This window comes from Selenomonas sp. oral taxon 892 str. F0426, from assembly GCF_000468035.1.
Taxonomy (GTDB): domain Bacteria; phylum Bacillota; class Negativicutes; order Selenomonadales; family Selenomonadaceae; genus Centipeda.
This window is the reverse complement of the sequence record NZ_KI260540.1, coordinates 72,817-94,690: the sequence shown is the minus strand read 5'-3', so window position 1 is coordinate 94,690 and position 21,874 is coordinate 72,817. Positions and strand designations below refer to the sequence as shown.

The 21,874-nt window shown below is 56.8% G+C and carries 16 protein-coding genes and 1 pseudogene; 10 read left to right on the top strand and 7 right to left on the bottom strand.

Annotated features, from left to right (window positions below; translation table 11 throughout):
* The first annotated feature begins 135 nt into the window (after nucleotides 1–135).
* The 9 genes and pseudogenes from cas1 (at nucleotide 136) to HMPREF1992_RS07315 (ending at nucleotide 9,481) form a co-directional block, all read left to right on the top strand.
* A pseudogene (gene cas1, locus HMPREF1992_RS07355) lies at nucleotides 136–1,131 on the top strand (CRISPR-associated endonuclease Cas1).
* A 10-nt stretch (nucleotides 1,132–1,141) separates the two neighbouring features.
* The gene (gene cas2, locus HMPREF1992_RS07350) at nucleotides 1,142–1,456 is read left to right on the top strand and encodes a CRISPR-associated endonuclease Cas2 (RefSeq protein WP_021685249.1); all 315 of its coding nucleotides are present in this window, start codon (nucleotides 1,142–1,144) and stop codon (nucleotides 1,454–1,456) included.
* 129 nt (nucleotides 1,457–1,585) lie between these two features.
* Nucleotides 1,586–4,072, top strand: a complete 2,487-nt coding sequence (gene cas10 / locus HMPREF1992_RS07345; RefSeq protein WP_037359001.1) for a type III-A CRISPR-associated protein Cas10/Csm1 — start codon at nucleotides 1,586–1,588, stop codon at nucleotides 4,070–4,072.
* On the top strand, nucleotides 4,065–4,463 hold the full coding sequence (csm2, locus tag HMPREF1992_RS07340) for a type III-A CRISPR-associated protein Csm2 (RefSeq protein ID WP_037358998.1): 399 nt from the start codon (nucleotides 4,065–4,067) through the stop codon (nucleotides 4,461–4,463). The genes cas10 and csm2 overlap by 8 nt, the downstream gene beginning before the upstream one ends.
* A complete protein-coding gene (gene csm3, locus HMPREF1992_RS07335; protein ID WP_231366971.1) occupies nucleotides 4,429–5,184 on the top strand; it encodes a type III-A CRISPR-associated RAMP protein Csm3 in 756 nt (251 codons plus the stop codon). Before csm2 ends, csm3 begins: the two co-directional genes overlap by 35 nt.
* Nucleotides 5,181–6,194, top strand: coding sequence for a type III-A CRISPR-associated RAMP protein Csm4 (locus HMPREF1992_RS07330; RefSeq protein ID WP_021685245.1), 1,014 nt, complete (start codon nucleotides 5,181–5,183; stop codon nucleotides 6,192–6,194). Before csm3 ends, HMPREF1992_RS07330 begins: the two co-directional genes overlap by 4 nt.
* Nucleotides 6,191–7,411 (top strand): type III-A CRISPR-associated RAMP protein Csm5, encoded by a 1,221-nt coding sequence (csm5, locus tag HMPREF1992_RS07325; RefSeq protein ID WP_021685244.1) that lies wholly within the window; start codon nucleotides 6,191–6,193, stop codon nucleotides 7,409–7,411. Before HMPREF1992_RS07330 ends, csm5 begins: the two co-directional genes overlap by 4 nt.
* On the top strand, nucleotides 7,395–8,159 hold the full coding sequence (cas6, locus tag HMPREF1992_RS07320) for a CRISPR system precrRNA processing endoribonuclease RAMP protein Cas6 (protein WP_021685243.1): 765 nt from the start codon (nucleotides 7,395–7,397) through the stop codon (nucleotides 8,157–8,159). The genes csm5 and cas6 overlap by 17 nt, the downstream gene beginning before the upstream one ends.
* On the top strand, nucleotides 8,156–9,481 hold the full coding sequence (locus HMPREF1992_RS07315; RefSeq protein ID WP_021685242.1) for a type III-A CRISPR-associated CARF protein Csm6: 1,326 nt from the start codon (nucleotides 8,156–8,158) through the stop codon (nucleotides 9,479–9,481). The genes cas6 and HMPREF1992_RS07315 overlap by 4 nt, the downstream gene beginning before the upstream one ends.
* A gap of 68 nt (nucleotides 9,482–9,549) precedes the next feature.
* Here HMPREF1992_RS07315 and HMPREF1992_RS07310 read toward each other — a convergent pair whose 3' ends face one another.
* The 3 genes from HMPREF1992_RS07310 to HMPREF1992_RS07300 all read right to left on the bottom strand — a co-directional run bounded on the left by HMPREF1992_RS07310 (nucleotide 9,550) and on the right by HMPREF1992_RS07300 (nucleotide 12,797).
* The gene (locus tag HMPREF1992_RS07310) at nucleotides 9,550–9,969 is read right to left on the bottom strand and encodes a pyridoxamine 5'-phosphate oxidase family protein (RefSeq protein ID WP_021685241.1); all 420 of its coding nucleotides are present in this window, start codon (nucleotides 9,967–9,969) and stop codon (nucleotides 9,550–9,552) included.
* A gap of 24 nt (nucleotides 9,970–9,993) precedes the next feature.
* Nucleotides 9,994–10,464 (bottom strand): hypothetical protein, encoded by a 471-nt coding sequence (locus tag HMPREF1992_RS07305; protein ID WP_037358995.1) that lies wholly within the window; start codon nucleotides 10,462–10,464, stop codon nucleotides 9,994–9,996.
* 305 nt (nucleotides 10,465–10,769) lie between these two features.
* On the bottom strand, nucleotides 10,770–12,797 hold the full coding sequence (locus HMPREF1992_RS07300; protein WP_021685238.1) for an OPT family oligopeptide transporter: 2,028 nt from the start codon (nucleotides 12,795–12,797) through the stop codon (nucleotides 10,770–10,772).
* 875 nt (nucleotides 12,798–13,672) lie between these two features.
* Here HMPREF1992_RS07300 and mqnE point away from each other — a divergent pair.
* Nucleotides 13,673–14,758 carry an aminofutalosine synthase MqnE gene (gene mqnE / locus HMPREF1992_RS07290; RefSeq protein WP_037358989.1) on the top strand — a complete coding sequence of 362 codons (1,086 nt, stop codon included), beginning with the start codon at nucleotides 13,673–13,675 and terminating at the stop codon, nucleotides 14,756–14,758.
* Nucleotides 14,759–14,826: 68 nt separating this feature from the next.
* Here the strand turns inward: mqnE and HMPREF1992_RS07285 are convergent, their stop codons facing one another.
* The 4 genes from HMPREF1992_RS07285 to HMPREF1992_RS07270 form a co-directional block, all read right to left on the bottom strand.
* The gene (locus tag HMPREF1992_RS07285) at nucleotides 14,827–17,334 is read right to left on the bottom strand and encodes a tetratricopeptide repeat protein (protein WP_021685235.1); all 2,508 of its coding nucleotides are present in this window, start codon (nucleotides 17,332–17,334) and stop codon (nucleotides 14,827–14,829) included.
* Nucleotides 17,335–17,483: 149 nt separating this feature from the next.
* Complete coding sequence (locus tag HMPREF1992_RS07280; protein WP_021685234.1) at nucleotides 17,484–18,512, bottom strand: S66 peptidase family protein; 1,029 nt, start codon at nucleotides 18,510–18,512, stop codon at nucleotides 17,484–17,486.
* A 147-nt stretch (nucleotides 18,513–18,659) separates the two neighbouring features.
* Entirely contained in the window at nucleotides 18,660–20,627 is a 1,968-nt protein-coding gene (locus HMPREF1992_RS07275; protein ID WP_021685233.1) for a suppressor of fused domain protein, read from the bottom strand.
* An 11-nt stretch (nucleotides 20,628–20,638) separates the two neighbouring features.
* Entirely contained in the window at nucleotides 20,639–21,724 is a 1,086-nt protein-coding gene (locus HMPREF1992_RS07270; protein WP_021685232.1) for a hypothetical protein, read from the bottom strand.
* Between the last annotated feature and the right edge of the window lie 150 nt (nucleotides 21,725–21,874).

Below are 21,874 nucleotides of genomic sequence, written 5' to 3'. Positions count from 1 at the left end.
TAAGTACCAGCACCCCGCAAGGGGACGGAAACTCGCCCGGACGGACGGTATAGACCTCCTCGACAAGATTTAAGCACTAGCACCCCGCAAGGGGACGGAAACGTCTATTTTGTCAACAAATCAGGGGGCGATGTGATGTTTGCTTACATTACGGAGGAAGGGGCGTACATTCAGAAGCGCGGCGGGAATTTCGTCATCGGTCGCAACAATGAATGCGTGATGGAGATTCCCGAGGAGGTACTAGAGTCGCTGACGCTGATCGACAGTGTACAGGTGTCCTCACAGGCGATGGTGGAGCTGCTGCGGCTCGGCGTTCCGGTTACATGGCTCTCACGCGCGGGCTTCTTTTTCGGACGACTCGAATCTACGCGTCACGTCAATGTTTTCCGGCAGGAACGGCAGGTGCTCATGAAAGGCTCGGGGTTCTATCTCCGTATGGGCAGGAAGGTGATCGCGGCCAAGGTACACAACCAGCTCACACTTCTGCGCCGCTACAACCGAAATGCGGAACTCCCGGGGGTGTAGCAGGCAATCGACGAGATTCTTGCCCTGCGGAAACGTATTCCAACGGCAGAGACGAGTGAGCAGCTAATGGGCTACGAGGGGGCGATTGCAAAGGTGTATTTTCGTGCACTGGGGCTTCTCGTACCGGGGGAGTTTACCTTCACGAGGCGCAGCAGGCTTCCGCCGCTCGATCCGTTCAATGCAATGCTGAGTTTTGGGTATACGCTGCTGATGTATGATATCTATACAGCGCTCTCGAACGAGGGGCTGCACCCGTACTTTGGCTTTCTCCATGCGTTGAAGAATCGTCACCCCGCGCTTGCATCTGATCTGATGGAGGAGTGGCGCGCGGTTCTCGTCGACGCAATGGTACTCTCACTTGTGAGCCATCATGAGATCAAGCGAGAGCATTTTGCTGCAATGAAGGAGGAGGAGCCGGGCATCATCCTGATGCGGGAAGGGCGTGCGATCTTTCTGCGTGCATACGAGAAGAAGTTGCGGACGGCAAACCGTTATGTGGAGGGAAAACACTCCTATCGCCGTACGCTCGCCTATCAGGCACGGCAGTACGCACAGGCACTGCTCGCGAAAAATGAGGAGATGTACGAGCCGATCTCGCTACGCTGAGGTGACTGTCATGATGGAGTACGAGGAAAATGAGTTCCTGGTGGAGGATGAGCGGCGCTATATCGTCCTTGTGATCTACGATATTACGGATAATCGCCGTCGCGCACGGATGGTGAAGTGTCTCGAGCGTTACGGCATCCGCGTACAGAAGTCTGCATTCGAGGCATTCCTGACGGAGAAGAAATACGATCGCATGGTTGAGATGGCGAGCGGTCTGATCGATCCTGCGACGGATTCTTTGCGGATCTATCTGCTCGCCAATCATACGTCGGTACGCTCGTGGGGGCTCGGAGACCGACATGTCGAGGATGTTGTTATTTTTTAGCAAAAGCCAATCCGTCGTGTGTGAGATTTGATCACAGCACGATGGATTGGCTTTTGCTTTGAAGGAGATTTTCTTTTTTGAGCGAATTATTAAAGCAATATGATATTGATAGAGAAGGGAGATGAGGCTATGGATGATCTGTGTGGACGGATTGAGCGGGCGGCTCTGCTGCATGATATCGGGAAACTGGTGCGACGGGCACATCCGGAGGCAAAGACGCATGCGGCGTGCGGCGCAGCGTTCCTCGAGCGGTTCTTCGGCGGCGAGGGACGAGATATTCTGCGTGCTGTGGGACATCATCACTGGAGTGATCTGAAGGATCTGCGCGCCGATGCGGATGATATCAGCTATATTATCTACGAGGCGGATAATCTGGCAGCGGCGACGGATCGCCGCGAGACAGAGGAGGGGGCGGGTGGCTTTTCCGCCTCCGCGAATCTTCAGAGCGTCTTTTATCTTTTCGCTGACGGCGGGGTGCACTCCGCGAAGGAAGCATTCCATCTGCGTGGACTGGATCCAGAGACCTATGAGATGCAGATGCCCTGTTCGTCCGCCGAGATACGGGCGACGGAGGCGGCGTATCAAGATCTCTGTCAGCATCTCGAGGCGAATTTTCAGCGTAGATCTCCGCTGGAGATGACCGTGGGGGAGCTCCTGCGCGTGTTGGAGGGGGTACTCAGCTATGTGCCGTCGAGTACGGCGCGTGCGGAGGCTGCGGACATCTCGCTCTATGACCATGTGCGCCTGACGGCTGCGTATGCGGCGGCGATGTACCGCTATTTCGAGGCGCATGGGATCACGGATTATCGTCGCTGTACGACGGGCGATGAGGGGCGTGCATGGCGGGAAAAGCCGATGTATCTCCTCGTCTCGGGCGATGTGTCGGGGATTCAGCCGTTCATCTATGGGATTCCATCGGCGGGTGCACTCAAGAGCCTGCGCGGGCGGTCGTTCTATCTCGAGATTCTGCTTGAGAATGTGGTGGACGAGATCCTTACGGCATGCGGCATCAGCCGCAGTGCACTCCTCTATACGGGCGGCGGTCATTTCTATCTGCTGCTGCCGAATACGGATGCAGTGCAGGAGATCCTGACGAAATGCCGTCAGGCGGTGAATGCTTGGCTGCTGGAACATTTTGGCACACGGCTCTATCTGGCGATGGCATGGACGCCGTGCGCGGCGGCAGAGTTCGGTGTGACTAAGGAAGGCGGGCATGGAACACAGGCGGCGTTTCGCCGCGTGAGCGACCTGCTGTCCGCGGAGAAGCTCTGCCGCTACTCTGAGGATCAGCTGGCGGTACTCTTTTCCCCGTCGAGTGCACTGAACAAGGTGCGTGACGCCTCGCGTGAGTGTGCGATCTGCCACACGTCGACGACGGAACTCGCACCGTATCGTGATGCATCTGAGATCGAGGTGTGCCCGATGTGCAGCGGGCTGTATGCGTTCGGTGAGCGTATTTTGGCGGGCGATGTGTTTGCCGTGTCAGAAGATGCTGCGGCGGATGCCCTGCCGCTCCCCGGGCTCTCGGGAACGCTCTATCTCACCGCGGAGAAGCTGGCGGAAACGGACGATCTGCCGCAGACCCTGCGGCGGATCTATATCAAGAACAAGGTGTATACGGGGGCACAGCTGGCGACGCATCTCTGGCTGGGTGACTACACGGTACGCAAGGACGATGGCAGCGTGATGGAGCTGGGGCAGCTTGCCGCACGCAGCGGCGGCACAGAGGATGCGGCGGGGATCCGTCGCCTGGGCGTACTGCGCGCGGATGTGGATAATCTCGGCGCGGCGTTCCTCGCGGGGTTCCCTGCTCAGTATGCGACGCTGACACGGACGGCATCGCTGTCGCGTCAGCTGTCCCTGTTCTTCAAGCGATATATCAATGAGCTTTGCCGCGGCAATGTGGGGCGCGGTGCGGAGAAGTTCTCTCTCTTCGGTCGGGAGAAGAAGTCGGAGCGCGATGTGCATATCGTCTACTCCGGCGGTGACGATATTTTCCTTCTCGGCGCGTGGGACGATATTGTGGAGCTTGCCGTTGACCTGCGGCGTGCCTTCCAGCGTTTTACGGGCGGAAAGCTGCATTTCTCTGCAGGCATCGGTTTTTTCAAAGACAAATGTCCTGTGGCAGAGATGGCGCGGCAGACGGGAGCACTGGAGTCGATTGCGAAGGGACTGCGTCCCGCAAAGGATGCGGTGGCACTCTTTGGCACGACGCTGAGCGGGCGCTCTGCGGATACGGTCGAAGAGCGGGCGGAAGCCTATGGCTGGGACGATTTCATCGACGGGGTCTGCGGCGAGAAGATCGCCTTCCTGCGGGAGAATATCGCATGGAACGAGGCACAGGATAAGACACGTGTTCCCTTCGGAAAGTCCAAGGCATATCAGCTGTTGGATTTGCTGGAGGAAGGCGGCGACGATATTCAGATTGCACGGTTCGCCTATGTGCTTGCCCGTCTTGCAGCGGGACTTCATGCAGAGCAGAAGGCGGCATACGAGCGCGTCCGCAGCCAGCTCTACGCATGGTATCGGGACAAGGAGGAGCGGCGGCAGCTGCGGACAGCACTGGAATTTATCATCTACAGCATTCGCGAGAAGGGAGAGAATGCCGATGGCTGAGGAGAAGGTTAAGGATATCGCGCAGGAGGCGGAGAATGTTATCCTGCGGATGAAAGAGAATGGCGGCGGGAAGCTGGTCATTACGAAGAGTCAGATACGGAAGTTCCTGGCAGCGGTGAATGCCCTGACCAACAAGGTGGATGTCTACCGTGTACAGCATGTTGAGGCAGCGGCGCTCAGCCCTGAGCTTGCCTCTGCCGTGAAGTATCTGAAGGTGCAGCTTGCCTATCAGGCGGGGCGCGAGCCGAAGAAGGTCAAGCCGTTTGTGGAGACGGCGCGCCTGAAGGAACGCATTGACGCCATCGGTACGGATCTTCGCGCCTATGAGGATTTTGCACACTATGTGGAGGCACTCGTTGCCTATCATAAGTTTTACGGAGGCGAAGACTAATATGGAGCAGCAGAGTACACTCAAGGGCAAACTGGACATTCGGGCACGCCTGCATATCGATACGGGGCTCCACATTGGTTCATCCTCGGACTTTGCTCCGATCGGTGCGGTGGACAGCCCGTTCGTGCGTGACCCGCTCTCGCGTCAGCCGATCATTCCCGGCAGCTCGCTGAAGGGGAAAATTCGCACCCTGCTCGTGCGGAGCATGACGGCGGGGTATGTCCTGCCCGATGTGAAGGATGACAGCGATGAGGTGCGCCGTCTCTTTGGCGCAGCGCTGCAGGGAGAGGGCGGAGGAAAGGCAGCACGCCTGCAGTTCTTCGACCTGCGGATGTCAGCGGCATCGGTCGAGCGGTTCACGGGGATGGAGCTGGAGACGTACATCGGTGAGATCAAGTGGGAGAATACGATCAACCGTATCACGGCGGCGGCCAATCCGCGCCAGATCGAGCGCGTGCCTGCGGGGGCGGAGTTCGATTTTCGGCTGGTCTACAATATCGAACACGAGGATGAGGTCGCGGAGGACATGGCGCTCCTCGGGGATGGTCTGCATCTCCTGCAGATGGACTATCTCGGCGGGCACGGCTCGCGCGGCTATGGCAGGGTCTCGCTGCATGACTTCTCTGTGTGCTACTTCTCTCTCTCTGCACCCGATGCACTCACGCAGGAGAAGCTGGATGAGATCGCGGCAGTCCTGGCGAAGGGTGGGCAGACGTCGTGAGCTGCGTGATCTATCCGCTCGTGTTTGACACGGCGGTGCATTTCGCTCCGACGGGGCAGGAGGGGCGGCTCGATGCGGCAGGCGCGTCCTATACGGCGGATACGCTGTTCAGCGCGCTCTGTGCGGAACTGGCAGCGGCAGACGAGATTGCCGCACTTGAACGCCTGTATCAGCAGGTGATGCAGGGAGAGATCCGTTTCTCCGACCTCATGCCGTGGCGCAGAGACGGAGAGGGGGAGATGGCGTTCTATCTCCCGCGTCCCGTTCTGTCGATTCCCGCTGACACTGTGTCGCCCGGTGAGGGATATGAGACGGTGTGCTGCCATGCGAGTGCGCGAAAAAAGCAGAAGTCGATGAAGTACATCCGAGCGGGCGAGATGGACGCCTATGTCCGTGCAATGCGCACGGGAAAAGCGCTCGCCTCGGGGGCGGAGGTCGGTGCAGCATCCCTGCGCCCGCGCGTGAACACGCGCGGCGAGGTGCCACTGCCGTACTATGTCGGGCAGTTTGATTTCCATGCGGATGCCGGACTCTACCTCCTGCTCGAGACAGGGGATGAGGAGCTTGCGGACTGGATGGGAGAGCTGCTGACGTGGCTCGGCATGACGGGGATCGGCGGAAAGCGGTCGAGCGGTCTCGGCAAGTTCCATATCGAGGAGGAGGGTGACATCCGCCTCGATACATCGGAGGACGGCATCTATACGGACGATGCGGCACTCTGCGCACTGCTCGCCGCAGCGGATGCGCCGTGGCAGATGGCGCTCTCTCCTGTCCTGCCGACGGCAGAGGATATCGCCGCGGTCAAGGAGGGCGCCTATCGCCTGCGGCGTGCGGGCGGATTTATCACGGATCCCCGTCATGCGGCGGTGAAAAAGAACAGTATCTGCCTCATTGATGCGGGCTCCTGCCTCAGGACGCGTGTCGCGGGATCGCTCTGTGATCTCGGAGCACAGGACGGGCATCCTGTGTGGCGGTATGGATTCGGTCTCTATGCGGGGGTGACGGCATGAGCGGACAAATCGTTCGTCAGGAGTACGAGCTCACGTGCATTGCTCCGGTGCATGTCGGCTCAGGAGAGGTATTGAGACCCTTTGAATATCTTTATGACAGAGATAAACTGGAAGCATACTTTTTACATGGGGCTAAATGGTTTTCGTTTCTCGAGGATCGTGATCTCTCAGATGCTTTTGTTCAATATCTTGAGACGGAAGCAACGGGGAGAAAATCACGCAATCTGCTTGAATGGCTAAAGGTCAACCATGTGACACTGGCAGATCTCCGGCAGGCGGGCGCTATCCGACGCAAGATTCCTGTCGCTAAGCCTTCAGACCAAAGAGCCAAGAAGCCTACACTCAATAATGTCACATGTCAACTCGTACGTTCTGACAACGCGCATCCCTATATTCCAGGCAGTACCATTAAAGGTGCACTGCGTACAGGGATTCTCTACCACTTTATTCGCAAAGATCCCAGACGATTTGATTCTTATTGGCAGGAAATTTCTTCTGTACGGGGGCCAGATAAAGCAGCTGCGTGGAATGATATCATCCTGCGGCTGGAACAGGAGATTCTGCATACGCTCACCTATGACGGTGCAAAGAAAAAGGATGCGGTTGTGAGTGCACTGCGCGGACTCTCTGTTAGTGATGCGACTCTTGTTGGATGTAAGGCACCAGCACCAACTGTTATCGTCCAGAAAATCGATGCCACGACACTCATCAAACGCGGTGCGAGGAGAGGGGAAAGCGCGATCAGTCTCTTTCGTGAGTGCATCCCTGCCGGCAGCAGGCTGCGTTTTGCCGTCACGGCGAACCTTAGCCTGCTTCACACGGCGGGGATCGAGTCATTACCGGCCATCCTTGCCATGCTGCGTTCTTATACACTTGATGGTTTAAAGCTCCAACAGCGCGCCTTTGAAGCCATTGATAGAAAGTATTATGGGGATCTTTTTGATGATGTTACGGCATACAAGGCGAATGCGCTCCTTGGTGGGGGCACGGGATTCCTTTCAAAGACCATCATCTATACGTTAGCAGGTGCGGAAGCTGAGGCGCGCCGTTTTGCTGCTGCTTATTTTGATGAGCAGTTTACGAACCCATCACATAAACATAGGGCGATAGATAAGGTTCTGACACCACGTACGTTAAAGAGAGCACAGACGGACGGTGCGGACTGGATTATGGGGCTGTGCTCCATTCGGGGGATTGGCGATGCTCAGACGATATGAGGCGGAGCTCCGTTTCCCCTCAGGGGAGCGTGCCGTTTCGGCGATGGGTTCGATCCTCCACGGCACTCTGATGGAGCGTCTGCCCGAGGATGCGGCGGCTGTCCTACATACACAGAGCCTGCGCCCGTACCGACAGAGTATCCGCATCGAACGGGAGTCGGGGCGTGTATTCTGGTGCATCGGGACACTCACGGAGGCGATGGGAGAGCTGGCTGCGGCGGCACTCGGCACGACGACGGAGCTGTTTCTGCGGCAGAAGGGCTATGCGGTCTCGCTGCATGACTTTCGCTGTGTATCTGAGAGTACAGACACAGCACTTGCCGATGCGTTCTTTCTCCCTGCACGAGCGCCGCGCGGGGCGGAGCTGACCTTTTATGCGCCGACGGCGTTCAAGCGGGATGGACAGTACGTCCTCTTGCCGGAGATGCTACTGATCGTCCAGAGCCTTCTCATGCGGTGGGGGCGTTTCTGCCCGCACGTCCACATGGAGGAGGAGGAGCTTGCCGTACATCTCGCCGCCGGATGTCAGATTCGGCAGTACGCGCTGCGCACGGCGACCTTCTCCGTGGACGGGCATCCGCTGCGCGGCTTTCGCGGGTCGCTCACCGTGGGCTTTACGGGGACGGACAGCATGCGCCGTATCCTTGGGATGCTCATGTCGTTTGCATCGTATGCGGGCATCGGCATCAAGACTGCCCTCGGCATGGGCGCCGTGGAGGTGGATGTTTGGAAGGGGCGAGACGGATGAGGATCCTTTTTTCACCGCTGGGCGATACCGATCCCGTACGCGGCTGCTATGATGGCGCAATGTTGCATATCGTGCGGCACTATCAGCCGGAGCGCGTCGTGCTCTTTTATACGCATGATATGGCGGAGAAGGAACGCCGCGACCACCGCTATACGCGTGCGATTCGCCGTACGGCACCGGACTGTGTGATCGAGGAAATCTTCACGAACATACAGGAGGCACATCTCTATGAGTCCTTCAGTAAGATTCTGCCGCAGGAGGTTCTGCGTCTTCGTTCGGAGAATCAGGGAGCGCAGATCCTTCTGAATCTGAGTTCGGGAACACCGCAGATGAAGACTGTTCTCGCGATGCTTGCAGCGGATATGGAAGGCTGCGTCGGCATACAGGTCGCCTCGCCTGCACTTCGTTCGAATCGTACGAACGAAGCGACGCAGGATGCGGAGGATGTTGCGGCACTGCTTGAGAACAACTTCGATGAGGAGGAGGGCGCGAAGAATCGCTGCGATGCTCCGCCGCTCGGAATCTTCCGCTACTACGCCGAACGCAGCCGTATCCGATCGCTGATTGAGAGCTATGAGTATGCTGCAGCACTCAAGATCGCACGGCGCAGTCCCCTTGTTCCCCATGTGGCGGTCACCCTGCTCGCTCATGCGGAAAAGCGGTGTGCGCTCCGTACGGAGGAGGCAAAGGAGATTCTGCGTGAGTATAAGGGCAAGAAACTCTTCCCTCTTTCGGGACGCGCGGAAACTCTGGTGGAGTACTTCCTCATCATGCAGGTGGATCAGGAGACGGGACGGCTCTCGAATCTCATGCTGCGCATGATCCCGTTTCTCTATGAGTTTCTGCGCGACTATGTGGAGCAAAACGTCCTCCCCCTGCGGGAACTCTCCGAGCGACGCGGCGGCGTGCCCTATCTCGTACGGGACAAACTGGCGGCACGTGAGCCTGCTCTGCTCGCACACCTAGATGCGGAATTCCCACGCGGCTACAGCGAGCAGCCGCTCTCGTTCTACATCCTCCATCATGTTTGCACGTATGCTGAGGAGCGTGGCTCTGCGCGTGACGTTGAACTGCATACGGAACTGATGACGGAGCTGACGAAAATCACGCGTGTGCGGGAACTGCGGAACAGTGTCGCACATGAGATGACGAATGTGACCGAGGAACTGTTCCGTGCGAAGATGGGCATTGGCTCACAGGAGGCTCTGAGTGCGTTTGCGCGTATGCTCTTGCTCGTATATGGTGATAAGGTGCGCCCCTTGCGCAGCCTCTATCGTGACATCAATACGTGGACGGAGAAGGCGCTTGAGATTCACGAATGAAGAAAAACACATAAGAAAATGAGGGGAAGCCGGAATGTGGCTTCCCCTCAAAATATTTGCAGCAGATCTCAGAGCCGGATGCGCTCGATGTGCTCCATGTCCACGGTGACGACCGCTATGTCGAAGGCGATCTCGTAGAGGATGAGGTCGTCGCCGACGGCGTCGATGGTTTCCTGATAGCCCGGGATCTTCGCGGCAAACAGTTTCGCGAGGTCATAGACGGTGTGTGCGGACTTGACAGCGCGGCCGCTCGCACGGACGTGCTCTGTGGTATCGTTGTGTGGGACGGTGGTGAATGCGATGTTCGGATTCGCTGCGAGTTCGACGACCTTTTCGTTGTCCTTGAACGTGGCGAAGTAAATGCGGTGCTCCTCGGGCGCATAGTAAAAATTCACAATGCGTACGTGCGGCAGCCCGTCCGTCGTCGTTGCGAGTGCAATTTCACGTTGTTCACGCATCATGCGCTCGAATTCATCCCTCATCTTCATTTGTTTCCCTCTATTCTTATGCTGTTACTTCTTCGTCCGTATTCCTCGGACATAGGCATAGCGCGGCATGCCGCTTCCCGCATCGAAGGCGGCGATGCAGATATCGATTTCCGCTGTGCCAAGCTCTGCGAATGGGATTCTGACGACCTGCTCATAGCCGATGATCGTGCGCGTGCCGTCCGTGAGCGGTGTGCGCTCGACTTCCCTATAGTCCAGCATGCGCCCTGTCTCCGACCCGCTTCGATACGTCAGCAGATTCCATGCGGGATAGCCGATAAAGCGTGTTTTGATAAAAAGGTTCTCCCCGCGGAACATGGTGCCCTCGGGCAGACGATTCGGATAGTTCTGTTCCGCTGGAATTGGCGATGTCTCCTCCGCCCAGAGGGCGACCGGCTCGACGCGTGAGAGTGCGGGGGCAGGGCCTGCGCTCACGGCGGGCAGCACGCAGCAGAGAAGAGTAAACACGGCGAGGAGTGTGCGAAGAAATGGCCGCATGGAAGTCTCCTTTGTATCTGATATGTCTATGGACATACGTGCGTAAATTTGGCCTGTGAGAGTATTGTAACACAGAATCCATTTATTTTATAGGAATCGCTGATAAAATGAAGTCCGTCAGATTGGCGTAGATTTTTTCGTCCGAACAAGGCGGAAAACCGGACGCAGAGTGGTGCTCTGTGGAGGATTTTCCGCCGAAGTGCGGGCAAAAAAGATGCGTCAAGATGATGGTGCTGAATTTATCAGTGCTTCCTATATAAGAACACGCCGACATTTCTGCCGGCGTGCTGTCGTGTTGTATGAGGTTACGAGGATTTCTTCCCGCTCAGTACGACCTTGCTGAAGAGGCCAAGGATGCCGAGGAAGACGAGGAGGCCAAGCATCTCGGCGGTGTCGGCGAAGTCGCTGCCGACGATTGCGAGCGGTGCCTCGCCGCCGCCGTTCGAGACGGAGACAACGATGACGCCCGCGAGCAGGACGCCGACGATGGATTCACCGACAATGAGTCCGGAGGCAAAGAGGGTGCCGCGCCTGAGTCCCGTCGCCTCTGCCTCTGTACCGCCGCTGCTGCGCAGATGGCGGTTGAGGAAGTAGCCGAGGATGGCGCCGACGACGAGCGGCGTCTGGATGACGGGCGGGAGGTAGATGCCCATGCCGACAGCAAGCGGCGGCAGTGCAAGGCTCTTTGTGCTGCGCTTGAGGAACTGATCAATGAGAACCAGAACCACACCGACACCAATGCCGATGTAGATATACTCCCATGCAAGCTTGCTGGAGAAAATTCCCTGTGCAATCGTTGTCATGAGCACTGCCTGCGGCGCGGAGAGTGCCTGTGCGGGATCCATACCCGCGCGCGGCATCGCGCCCGGGAAGCCATACGCCTCATAGAGGAGGTTCAGCACAGGTGCAATGACAAACGCACCGACAATGCAGCCGATGAGGAGTGCGACCTGCTGACGCCATGGGGTTGCACCGACGAGCCAGCCGGTCTTGAGATCCTGCATGTTATCGTTCGAGATGCAGGCGATCGCAAGGATGATTGATGTCGTAAAGATGGCAGTTGCTGTCGCGAATTTCTCACCGCCCGGCAGTTCAAAGATGCCGAATGAGGAGCACAGTGTGTACATGACAAGCGAGGAAACGATGATGCCGAGGATGCCGATGCCGGAGATCGGACTCGCGGATGTGCCGACGAGTCCTGCCATGTAGGCGCAGGCAGCGGCGACGAAGAAGCCCATGAGAACGGATACGCCGACACCGACGATCGTGAAGATCAGCTTCTGACTTGGCGGGATCTGCTCGGGGTTTACGAACATGTAAAAGATCCCGAGGAGTCCGATGACGGTTACACCGAAGACGAGAGCAATGCTCTTCATCGACATGTCGATGTCCATGCGGTGTAGACCTCTCTCTGCCTCGTCCATGCGCGTGCCCGCAATGGATTCCTTCACGCCGTCGATGACAGGGCGTGCGAGGGTGATGAGTGTCCAGATCGCTGCAACACCCATCGCGCCTGCGCCAATGAGGCGTACCTTTTGCTGATAGACCACGCCCGCAAATTTTTGCATCGTCATGCCATCAGGCAGAGCCTCTGTCATGGTGAAGTAGGGGACGAACCCCGCCCATGCGATGGCGATGCCCGTCAGCATGGCGAGTCCACTCGCAATGCCGATGAGGTAGCCTGCGCCTACGAGCGCTGTTGAGTAACCAAGGGGAAGCTGCGTCATGCCGCGCCCGACATGGAACCATGCGGAGAGGGAGCCGCCGAGCACCTGCAGGCCGTTCGTGAGAAAGGCGATGATGCCTGCGACGAAGCTGCCGGAGAGAATCTCCTTGATGCCGGAGTCGGAGTTGCCGCTCTCCTTTGTCTGGCTGCCGACCTTTAGAATCTCTGCGGCAGCGACGCCCTCAGGATATGCGAGGTCGCTGTGCACAACCATCGCACGACGCAACGGGATGGTGAAGAGAACGCCAAGACAGCCGCCACACGCCGAGACGACGAGCGTCTGCCAGAACTCGAAGCCCTGCCAGTAGCCGATCATGAGCATACCGGGGATGATGAAGATGATGGCAGACAGCGTGCCCGCTGCTGACGCCTGCGTCTGCACCATGTTGTTTTCGAGGATGTTCGCGTCCTTTGCCATCTTGAGCACAGCCATCGAGATGACTGCAGCTGGAATCGCCGACGAGAACGTCAGACCGACCTTCAGTCCGAGGTACACATTCGATGCGGTGAAGATGATCGTGAGGATTGCACCGAGCAGCATGCCGCGCACGGTGAGCTCGGGGAGCTTCAGTTCGTGCTGCATAAACTCGTTATGCGCATCTTTCATGCAGAAACCACCTGTCCTTCTATAAACAATAAGTTGAAAAATAACAGAAACATTATAACATAGAAAAAAGGAATGTAAACGTCTAAAGGAGTATGTATACAGAAAATTTGTGAAAAACAGAAGAAGGAAGTGAGCCTTCTGTTGGTGTATGTGTGCAATACAAAACCGCCGACAGGCTTTCTCGTCACCCGTCGGCGGTCTGAGGAAAATACGGGAAGTGATAGATAACTCTCTTGCATCCAAACGGTCTTTGCTTCGTTCCATATCCCAGCTAGCATGAGATACGGAACTTTCCTTCAAAACGCTGAGAAACTACCTCGGCATACTGCAACGCACACGCCACAACTCCACTTGTGGGAAAACGATCTCCGATGTGCGTCCTATACGCCCCCCTGCGCCCGTCCTCTTCGGGCTGCCGCATCTTCCTGCCGCACCTTCGTTCGGCGCCTCTGCCCGTCACGTGCCAGGCGATGACGCTCCTATGCGGACACCCTGCGGCTGCTCAATGGCCCATTGGAATCTCCTCCCAGTCCGTCGGGGAATTCCGAGCGTACACACTTCGCTCAGCCAGCGGAGCTGTACTATCGTTATCCCTCTCCAACAACCGTCGGTCAACACTGTGGAAACTCCGGAGAACTCTGCCCATATGCTTACGGATCATATGGGGGACAACCTGTCCTGAATCAGATCGTCGACGAATCCTCCTTAACTATCTTTAGTATAATCAAATATCAGAAAATTGTCAATACCTAAAAAGCATGATTTTGAAAACTTTTGGGAATTATTGAGGAGATGCGGTGACTTGGTGGCTATGGCAGGAGTTTTCGTTCGAGGCGTCGAATTTTTCTAGGTCATTTATTTTTAGGAGAACAAGATTGCACAGCGAATATTTGGAGATTGAAAAGAAAATCGAGCGCGGTGAACGTCTGACACGTGAGGATGGGCTGCGGCTCTTTGCGTGCCGCGATATTGCATGGATCGGCGCGCTTGCCGACCGTGTGCGCGCGGAGAAGTGCGGCGACATCGTCTACTATAACGTGAACTGCCATGTGAACCTCACGAATATCTGCCTCGCGCACTGCAAGTTCTGCGCGTTCGGGCGCGACGCGGGTGACAAGGGCGCATACGAGATGAGCGTCGAGGAGGCGGTGGCGCACGTCGCGGATGCGATGCGCGATCCGCATCTCGCGGGGCTTCACGTCGTGAGTGGGCTGCATCCGGACTGGACGTTCGAGGATTACTTGGTGCGGCTGAAGGCGCTCCATGAGGCATTTCCCACGCTCTATCTGAAGGGCTTTACGGGTGTGGAGATCACGCATTTTGCAAAGAGTTCGGGGCTTTCCGTCCGGGAGGTTCTCGTGCGGCTGCGTGAGGCGGGGCTGCAGTCGATTGCGGGCGGCGGTGCAGAGATTCTGACCGACCGTGTGCGCGATGAACTTTGCCCGAACAAGGCGACGGCGGACGAATGGCTTGAGACGCATCGAACGGCGCACGAACTCGGGATCAAGACGAATGCGTCCATGCTCTACGGGCATATCGAGACGATTGAGGAACGTGTTGAACATCTCATGCGTTTGCGTGATCTGCAGGATGAGACGGGCGGCTTCCAGACGTTCATCCCATTCCCGTTTCTGCCGTCGAATACGGAGCTTGGGAAGACGGTGCGGCAGACGACGATGTGGGATGATCTCAGGACAATTGCGATCTCGCGTTTGATGCTCGACAACTTCCGCAACATCAAGGCGTACTGGGTGATGCTGACCGTGCCCGTGGCGCAGGTTGCACTCTGCTTCGGTGCGAACGACATCGACGGTACAGTGCACAAGGAGACGATCCTTCACGATGCGGGCGCGAAGAGTCCGCGCGCCCTCTCGGAGGATCATATCATCCGTGTGATTCGCGAGATCGGGCGCACGCCCGCCGCGTGTGATTCGAACTTTAATATTATAGAGAAGTATTGAGGATCCGCCGATTACGGATTCAAAAAGACGAACTCTGCTTCATGGAGTTCGTCTTTTTTATAGAGAAATTATTCCTCGGCGGGATTCCCATCCGTATCGAGCGGGACGAAGACGGCTTTTTCCTGCCATGGGTACTGGTACTCGAGTGTGACCTGATTGTCGAGTTCGAAATGCACTGCGCTCAGTGCCCCCGTGCCCTTCTCGTCGACGCGGCTCAGCCAGCGCCCGTCGTCGAGGCGTTCCTTCTGCGTGCGCAGCCATGCGGGACTGCGCTTCGACAGCCCTGCCTCGTTCATGTGGAAGACGAGCCGGATGTGCGCGTCCTGCAAGGGATAGTCGAAGCTGCAATAGGGCGCATCCTTCTCGTAGTTCTTCGGATCGGGACGGAAGAGCTGGCGGAAGTACGCAAGCCCCGCCTCGTTCAGCGTCATGCAGGCAATGGCGCGCTGCTTGTCATAGCGTTCCCCATCTGCATCCACGCCGTCACGCAGCCCGAGCGCCTCCTCTGCGGACGCCTCCTGCAGTTCCTCGTCAAACGTGGGATCGATCCAGTGGTAGGACATCTGCTCGATGGTCGCGCCCTCCTCGATCTCACGCTCCAGCGTCAGGAATTCATGATCGTCCGGCACGAGGGCAAGCCCCTTCTGCACCGCCGCGCGCGCCCCGTCACGGTCGCCGAAGTGTGCGCGGAGTTTGCCGAGCTGCAGATATGTCCACGGGTAGTCCAGCTCCTCCTGCGCACCCTGCTCGGCAGTGCGGAGCGCATCCTCGAGACGCCCGCAGTACATGAGCGCGACGGCGTAGCGGTAGTAGTATGTCCCGCAGCCGCGTGCATTCTTCTCTGCCGCCGGCATCCACTGTGTTGTGCGGTAGTAGTATTCGTAGGCATCGATGTTATTGCACGCGTACGCATACCAGAGCGCGATGTCCAGATCGGCGTGTGCCTCCTCGCGTGTGAAATTCCCCTTGATGACACCGTTCTTGATATACTGTTCCAGATATTTGAGCATCTTGTAGAAATATCCCGTGGAACCGTCATCCATCGCTTCCATCTTTTTGACTGCAGCAGGGGAGAGCAGGGAGGGGGATGCAGGGGCGTCGCTTTCTTGATCCTCCTCTGTGCGGTCGAGAAGGTAGATGGGATTCGCGTCCCGCCGGAACGAGTGGAACAGGGCCCACGGCAGTGTCGTCTCTGTGAGAAAGTGAACCGCCGCATCCAGCACAGCCCGCAAGTCCCATGCGATAAAGTCGAGATAGCCGCAGCCCGTGCCCGTCGCACCGCCGAGGAAGGTCACGGCGTCCGCTCCTGCCGTCTCCGTGATCGCCTCCATGAGCGTATCGCGAAAATCAAGGATCTCCTCGGATTTCCCGTGCAGATCATCCGGCAGCGGATAGGCGAGAAAGCCCGCCGCAATCCCGTCCGCATGATACATATTCACAAGTGTCGCGTCGTTTTCCATATAGGCGCTGAGGAGGGCGGGCAGACGTGTACTGCCCGTATAGACATCGAGCCGCCAGTCCGTCTCGGCAGATGTGTCCGGTTCGCGCTCGTAGGCGAGATAGGAGTGCTCCAGATAGTCCTCTGCGTCGCTGTCGAGCGAAAATCCCGCCTCCGAGAGAGCATTTGGAAGGCCGGCGAGCGTAATCGAAGGCTCTTCCTTCGGCGTATCAATGATCTCGAAATCATGGATGAGGCGAATGGCGGCAATCTCGCCGAGTGCCTGATCGACGATCGTGGAGAGCATCCACCATGCGCGATCCTCGTCCTCATGCAGGAGAGGAAGGAGTTTTTCGCAGTAGAGCGTGAGGGCGATCCCCGCTCCCTCCTGTGCGAACCAGACGGTGACATCCTCCATCGCTACGGTGCAGTCGCCCCTGCGCAGGGCAAAACCAAGAGAGGCTGTGCGCCCGACGCGTATGTCCCAGTGCTCCCGCACGGAGGCGGGGGCGAGGCGTGCGAAATAGACGAGCGAAAAAAGCTTGGTACGCATGCCCTCGGGCGTGAGGATCAGCTCATATTTCGCGCCGCCCTTTCCAAGCTCGAATGAGATATCATCAAAGGCGATACGCAGAATCTCTTCCACACGCGCAATCAGCTCCTCACCGCAGTCCTCATCACTGTTCATCAGCGCACGGAGTTCCGTCTCTGCCTGCGCAAAGGCTGCCCATGCCTCCTGCACACGGATGCGGAACGGGCGTCGAAAGAGCGGCAGGGAAAGACCTTTGTGACAACCCTCGATCATACGCTCGGTATCCGCATCGCCGGGGAGCGCGGCAAGCGCCTCCTCGAAGTAGGGGAGGGCGCAGTCTTCGCGGTCAAGGTAGTAGTACGAATAGCCCATACGGAAATTCCAGAGGTGATCGCCCTTGAAATGCTCCGCGTGGGGAGAGAGGAGAGCGATCGCCTTTTCAAAATACGGACGATCCTCGACGCTCGCCGCATTGTTGTAGGCGCGTGCAAGCTCGCTGTCGAGCTCCGGTGTGCGCTCGTCGGAGGGCAGCGCCTCGATCTCTGTGATGATTTTCTGATACTCTTCGTTTTCGTGCCAGCGTTGGCACTGTTCGAGTAGTGTCATTCGTTTGCTCCTGTCTTATACATGCGTTCAGCTATTGGCTCCGGCTTTTCGTTCGATCGAGGCGACAGACCGGAGGCACGGAAAAGCCTGAAATGCCACGTGGAGGATTTGAATTCAACAATTCTCTTTCAAGCAACGCCTGCTGCTTTTTATGGCTCGAATTTTATCACTTGTTTAATAGCATCAACTGTTGCTTTAACGCCGAACGGAATAATACAACGCGGCTGCGCGTGTCCGATATTCACATTAAAAACCACCGGTAAGTCTGGATTATCAATGGCCTCAAGAAGAATCTTTTTGTATTCTCTGGCATACGCTTCGTCCATCGGTTTTCCTATCAGTACGCCGGCAGCGACATCGAATACACCATGGTCTTTAATTATTTCGACAGCCTTTTTATATGTCAATGGAGGCATTTTTTCTTCGCTGGTTTCCAGCAGAAGTATCTTCCCCTTCCAGCATTCTTTCTCTGGAAATAGCCTGTATTGCTGACAAAGAAGCGGCATATCTGCATGGCGATCACCATTGAAGATGCCATAGATGGAATCTATACAACCACCGAGAATCTCTCCAGAGAAAACAGGATTGCCTTTTAATAATTCAAAGCCATGATCAACATGTTTCTTCAGCGGCACGCCCACCTGATCCGTGCCATAGCTCGTTCTTTCTTCATACCAGAAATCACTTGGCTTAATTTCTTTAATTGTACCTGTGTTTATCAGCTCTTCGAAATACTTCTTTGTATATGGAAGCATATCCTCCTCCAATTCACACACGTCCGCAAGGAAAGACTGTCCATAGAATGTCTTCATTCCCACTTTATGCAGCATGAAGTGGTTTATTGTTGTATCAGAAAACCCAAGAAAAACCTTATTAGATGCAGCCGAAGATAATTCATGATTATCAAACAAGTAAGGAAGCAGACGGTATGTATCATCTCCGCCTATGGCACATAGAATCATATCTATATCAGGATCTCTCAGTGCTTCTAATAAATCAGCAGCACGCTTATCGGGATGTTCCTTGATATATTCAATTCCTTTAAGCGCATGCGGCATAAATTGAACATTTAAACCCCAATTTTCAAGCCTTTTCACTCCTATGTCCAATTCATGCTTGACGAAATCTTCACCTATCGTTCCGGCAGACAGGCTGACAACAGCTATTTTTTGTATCATATGTTCTCCGTATGTATCCTAACTTCAGCAGTTGGTTTTGCAGTAACCCCTTAACTATAGTCTTGTATTCCGCAATATCTTTAAGCTGCATTGAGGATTTGTCCGTAAAGATCGGGCGGAAAAGACGTGTCAAGACAGACGGATTCCTCAGTCCCACCAGAAATACCAGATATTTGAGTTCTTAAGGTCGGCAGCGAGCTTGCCGACGGTCATGCTGGGCGCGCCCTGCTCGATGATGTCGGCGCAGAACGCGTACTGTTCTGCCGCAAGCTCACGAGCACTTTCCTCTGCGATAGGCGCGGGCACGCTGTACTCGAGCGTATCGTAGGTGAGGACGGCGGGGACGGCGCCGTGCTGCTCGTTCCAGTACTTCGATACCGCCATGAGTGCCGTCGTATCGGGGCAGTCGTTCCACCCGCCGAACGGCAGATAGGCGAACACCTCCCACGGATTCTTTACGGGAATCTTGGCGAGAATCATCGGCTGGGTTTCCTGCGTCTCGTAGTCCCAATAGCTGATAAAGTGGTCAGTCTCACGGAACTCCTCCGCATCTACATCGTCCGGATCTTCCGCACGGCTTCCTTCAAAGCTCATAGGAAGCCGCTCCGTCAGTATCGTCTTGCCGTCCGGCAGAGGCTGTGCAAGCACTTTTTCGCGGTACTGCGCCACAGCTTCGGCATCGAAGTCGTAGTCCTCGAACGCCCCCTTTTCTGCCCCTGCGTTCATCGTCAGAATCTCCCACAGCGTATCGCTCGGTACGATGAGCACAGGAACATAGCCGTCGTGCACACTGCGGCGTACGGCATAGCTGTACGCCGCCATAATCGGATCGTCGTCCGCCATCGGTGGGAAGTATGTCAGTGCGCAGTCTGCCCTGCCGCAATTCAGGTACTGCATGATCGCGACAGCGACGTCGCTTGGCCTCTCATCTTCTTTTTCCTTCCGCTCGGCGCTGTTCCGCTTCCAAGCGTCCCACCGCTGTGCAATGGTCGCCGCCATTGCCGCATAGTAGTCCTCATCGAACAGAACGAAGAGATATGCCTCGTCGTCGAACTCCTCCGAGAAGTACTGCTCCGCACCGAAGTACGCTAAGGCATGATTGTCGATGTCCGAGGGGAAGGAGGGGGCATCACCGTCGTAGTAATACTCTGCGAATGCCGTGCCCTCCTCGCCAAAGAAGCCGTGCATCAGAATCCCGTGCAGTTCGTCCCGGAGAAAGGGGCGCAGGTCGGTATCTGCCGGATGCTCCTGTACGGCACGGATGGTCGCCGCGTACTGGCGGACGAACCAATCTGCCATCAGTTCGTGCTCGATGCACCAGCGCAGATAGATCGCGAGGTGGTTGTATGCTGTGATCTCATCCACGGGCAGCTTCTTTTCGCGCAGCGTATCGAGGTGCCATTGTGCATTGTCCATCACGAGATCGGTGAAGTCCTCGGGTGCAAGTGCGCTGCGCCGCTGCGGATCAATGACGAAGCGCACATGACGCTCGGCGAAACGGTCGAGCAGGGCATCTGCGTTATGTTCTAGTTTGTATTTGAGTTCGTCCTTGTGGAGCGGGATGATCTGATAGAAGTTGACCTCATCTCCATCGGGGAGAACGCAGACGTTGCTGCCGCCCTTTTTAACCTGACCGCTGACGATCAGTGCGGCGGAGAGTGCAGTGCTTTTTGCGTAGGGAGATCTGCCGTCAATCGTGTGTCCCCAGCCGAGCCAAGTGTTGTCCTCGATTGGCAGACGTGCGAGCGTCTTCAGCAGGCGGATCGGCCAGTAATGCTCCTCTGCATTCTCGTGGATGTTCCAGTCGCGCGGCAGGGCAATCGCAAGCTCGGCACGTTCGAGTTTGCGCTCTGCGAGCTCTGCGGGCACGTTCATGCGGTGCGCGCCCATCCCGAGGGTGACGAGCATATAGTAACTGCGCTCCTCGGTCGGCTCGATAATGCAGATGTCCAGATGGATGTCCGGCGAGACGATCTCGTGAAAGACGTTCGCATACGTGCCGAAGTTCGTCTCGATGTGCCTCTCGACGGCGTCCAGTTCTTCCTCGGTATAGACCTCCGTGGGCATCGGGGCTTTCTTTTTATGCGCAGAGTCATTTCTGCCAATTTTTTTCATCGTGGAACTCCTTATGTTTGTTGATGCTGCATGGAGACGATGCGGCAGTCGGGGCAGAACTCGATGTAGAGTGTGCCCTCCATGTAGTCCGTCAGCGCCTCCCAATGAATCTGCATGAGGTACTTCATTGGCTGCCCGCAGTCGGGGCACGTCGTATACGCCCAGTCCTGCCACCAGAGCGCAAAGCCGCCCAGCGTGCAGGTGTCCTCGAAGCGTGCGCCGTAGAACAGCGGCACGGGGGCTTCACCGAGAATGAGATTGTTTTCAAAAATCCTGACAAGCTCCTCTTCGATATACATGGTATCGCCCGCATCCTCGCAGGAAAGAACCTCGCTGCCGCCATCGAGTGTATAGCGGCTCAGCATCGGCTCCGCATACGAAACGCAGTTCGGACAGCAGGTTGCCGTGAGAATGCCGTCGATGCCGAGGAAATGCAGACGCTCATCCCGCCCGTCCAGTACGAGCATATCCGCCATGCGGCAGCCGCAGTGCGGGCAGTTCTCCTCCCGTGGACGGGCAATGCGGACGGGCGAGCGGCGGAGCTCCTCCTCCGATGCGGCATGCACCAGCGTATAGCAGGTGTCAAAGTTCAGCGTGCGGCGCCGCCCCTCTGCGTCGAACGTCCAGCCGCCGCACTGCGCATAGACGGAGGGATCAACGTGCAGATTCCCGCGCCACGGGCGTGGATTGCGTTCGAGTCTGAGAAGTGTCGCAAGGGCTTGATCGTCTCCCTGCATACCGAGGCACATCATGAGCAGATTCGCCTCATGCGCGGCATCCGTCTCCATCAGTGCTGCGATCAGTCCGTCCCGCACATCCGCCGGCGCGTGATAGTAGAGTGCCGAGGGCCAGAAGGAGCGTGCCGCAAGTGCCGCGCGTGGGATCTCTGGCGAGAGCCGACCGCGACAGCAGAGCAGATACCAGAAATCATCGGGAACATCCTCGATCTGCGCGATGATCTCCTGCTCCTTTGCCGCGATCTCTTCGGGCGTCCATGCGAGTGCCGCATGGCGGTTCGCCGCCGTCCTGCACCGCCAGCAGAGTCCTTTGTAGCCGAGTCCCGTGCCGCAGCCGGGACATTGGTGGGGAAGCGTCATGATCGGCTCCTTTCCATGATTTCTGTTGTGGGAATATTCGTCTGTTTTATGATAGTATAGATGAATTACGGCTTCAATAGGTCTTTCGGGTAAAGTTGGGCAATAAAAACGGACTGCTGCATGCCCGCCTATCGGCTTGCTACGCTCGCC

Excerpts from the sequence above, each read along its gene's own strand:
- HMPREF1992_RS07285 (WP_021685235.1), bottom strand. The coding sequence starts at position 17,334 with ATGACACTACTCGAACAGTGCCAACGCTGGCACGAAAACGAAGAGTAT.
- csm5 (WP_021685244.1), top strand. The coding sequence starts at position 6,191 with ATGAGCGGACAAATCGTTCGTCAGGAGTACGAGCTCACGTGCATTGCT.
- HMPREF1992_RS07280 (WP_021685234.1), bottom strand. The coding sequence starts at position 18,512 with ATGATACAAAAAATAGCTGTTGTCAGCCTGTCTGCCGGAACGATAGGT.
- HMPREF1992_RS07300 (WP_021685238.1), bottom strand. The coding sequence starts at position 12,797 with ATGAAAGATGCGCATAACGAGTTTATGCAGCACGAACTGAAGCTCCCC.
- cas6 (WP_021685243.1), top strand. The coding sequence starts at position 7,395 with ATGCTCAGACGATATGAGGCGGAGCTCCGTTTCCCCTCAGGGGAGCGT.
- csm2 (WP_037358998.1), top strand. The coding sequence starts at position 4,065 with ATGGCTGAGGAGAAGGTTAAGGATATCGCGCAGGAGGCGGAGAATGTT.
- HMPREF1992_RS07305 (WP_037358995.1), bottom strand. The coding sequence starts at position 10,464 with ATGCGGCCATTTCTTCGCACACTCCTCGCCGTGTTTACTCTTCTCTGC.
- HMPREF1992_RS07310 (WP_021685241.1), bottom strand. The coding sequence starts at position 9,969 with ATGAAGATGAGGGATGAATTCGAGCGCATGATGCGTGAACAACGTGAA.
- HMPREF1992_RS07275 (WP_021685233.1), bottom strand. The coding sequence starts at position 20,627 with ATGAAAAAAATTGGCAGAAATGACTCTGCGCATAAAAAGAAAGCCCCG.
- cas2 (WP_021685249.1), top strand. The coding sequence starts at position 1,142 with ATGATGGAGTACGAGGAAAATGAGTTCCTGGTGGAGGATGAGCGGCGC.
- HMPREF1992_RS07315 (WP_021685242.1), top strand. The coding sequence starts at position 8,156 with ATGAGGATCCTTTTTTCACCGCTGGGCGATACCGATCCCGTACGCGGC.
- cas10 (WP_037359001.1), top strand. The coding sequence starts at position 1,586 with ATGGATGATCTGTGTGGACGGATTGAGCGGGCGGCTCTGCTGCATGAT.
- HMPREF1992_RS07270 (WP_021685232.1), bottom strand. The coding sequence starts at position 21,724 with ATGACGCTTCCCCACCAATGTCCCGGCTGCGGCACGGGACTCGGCTAC.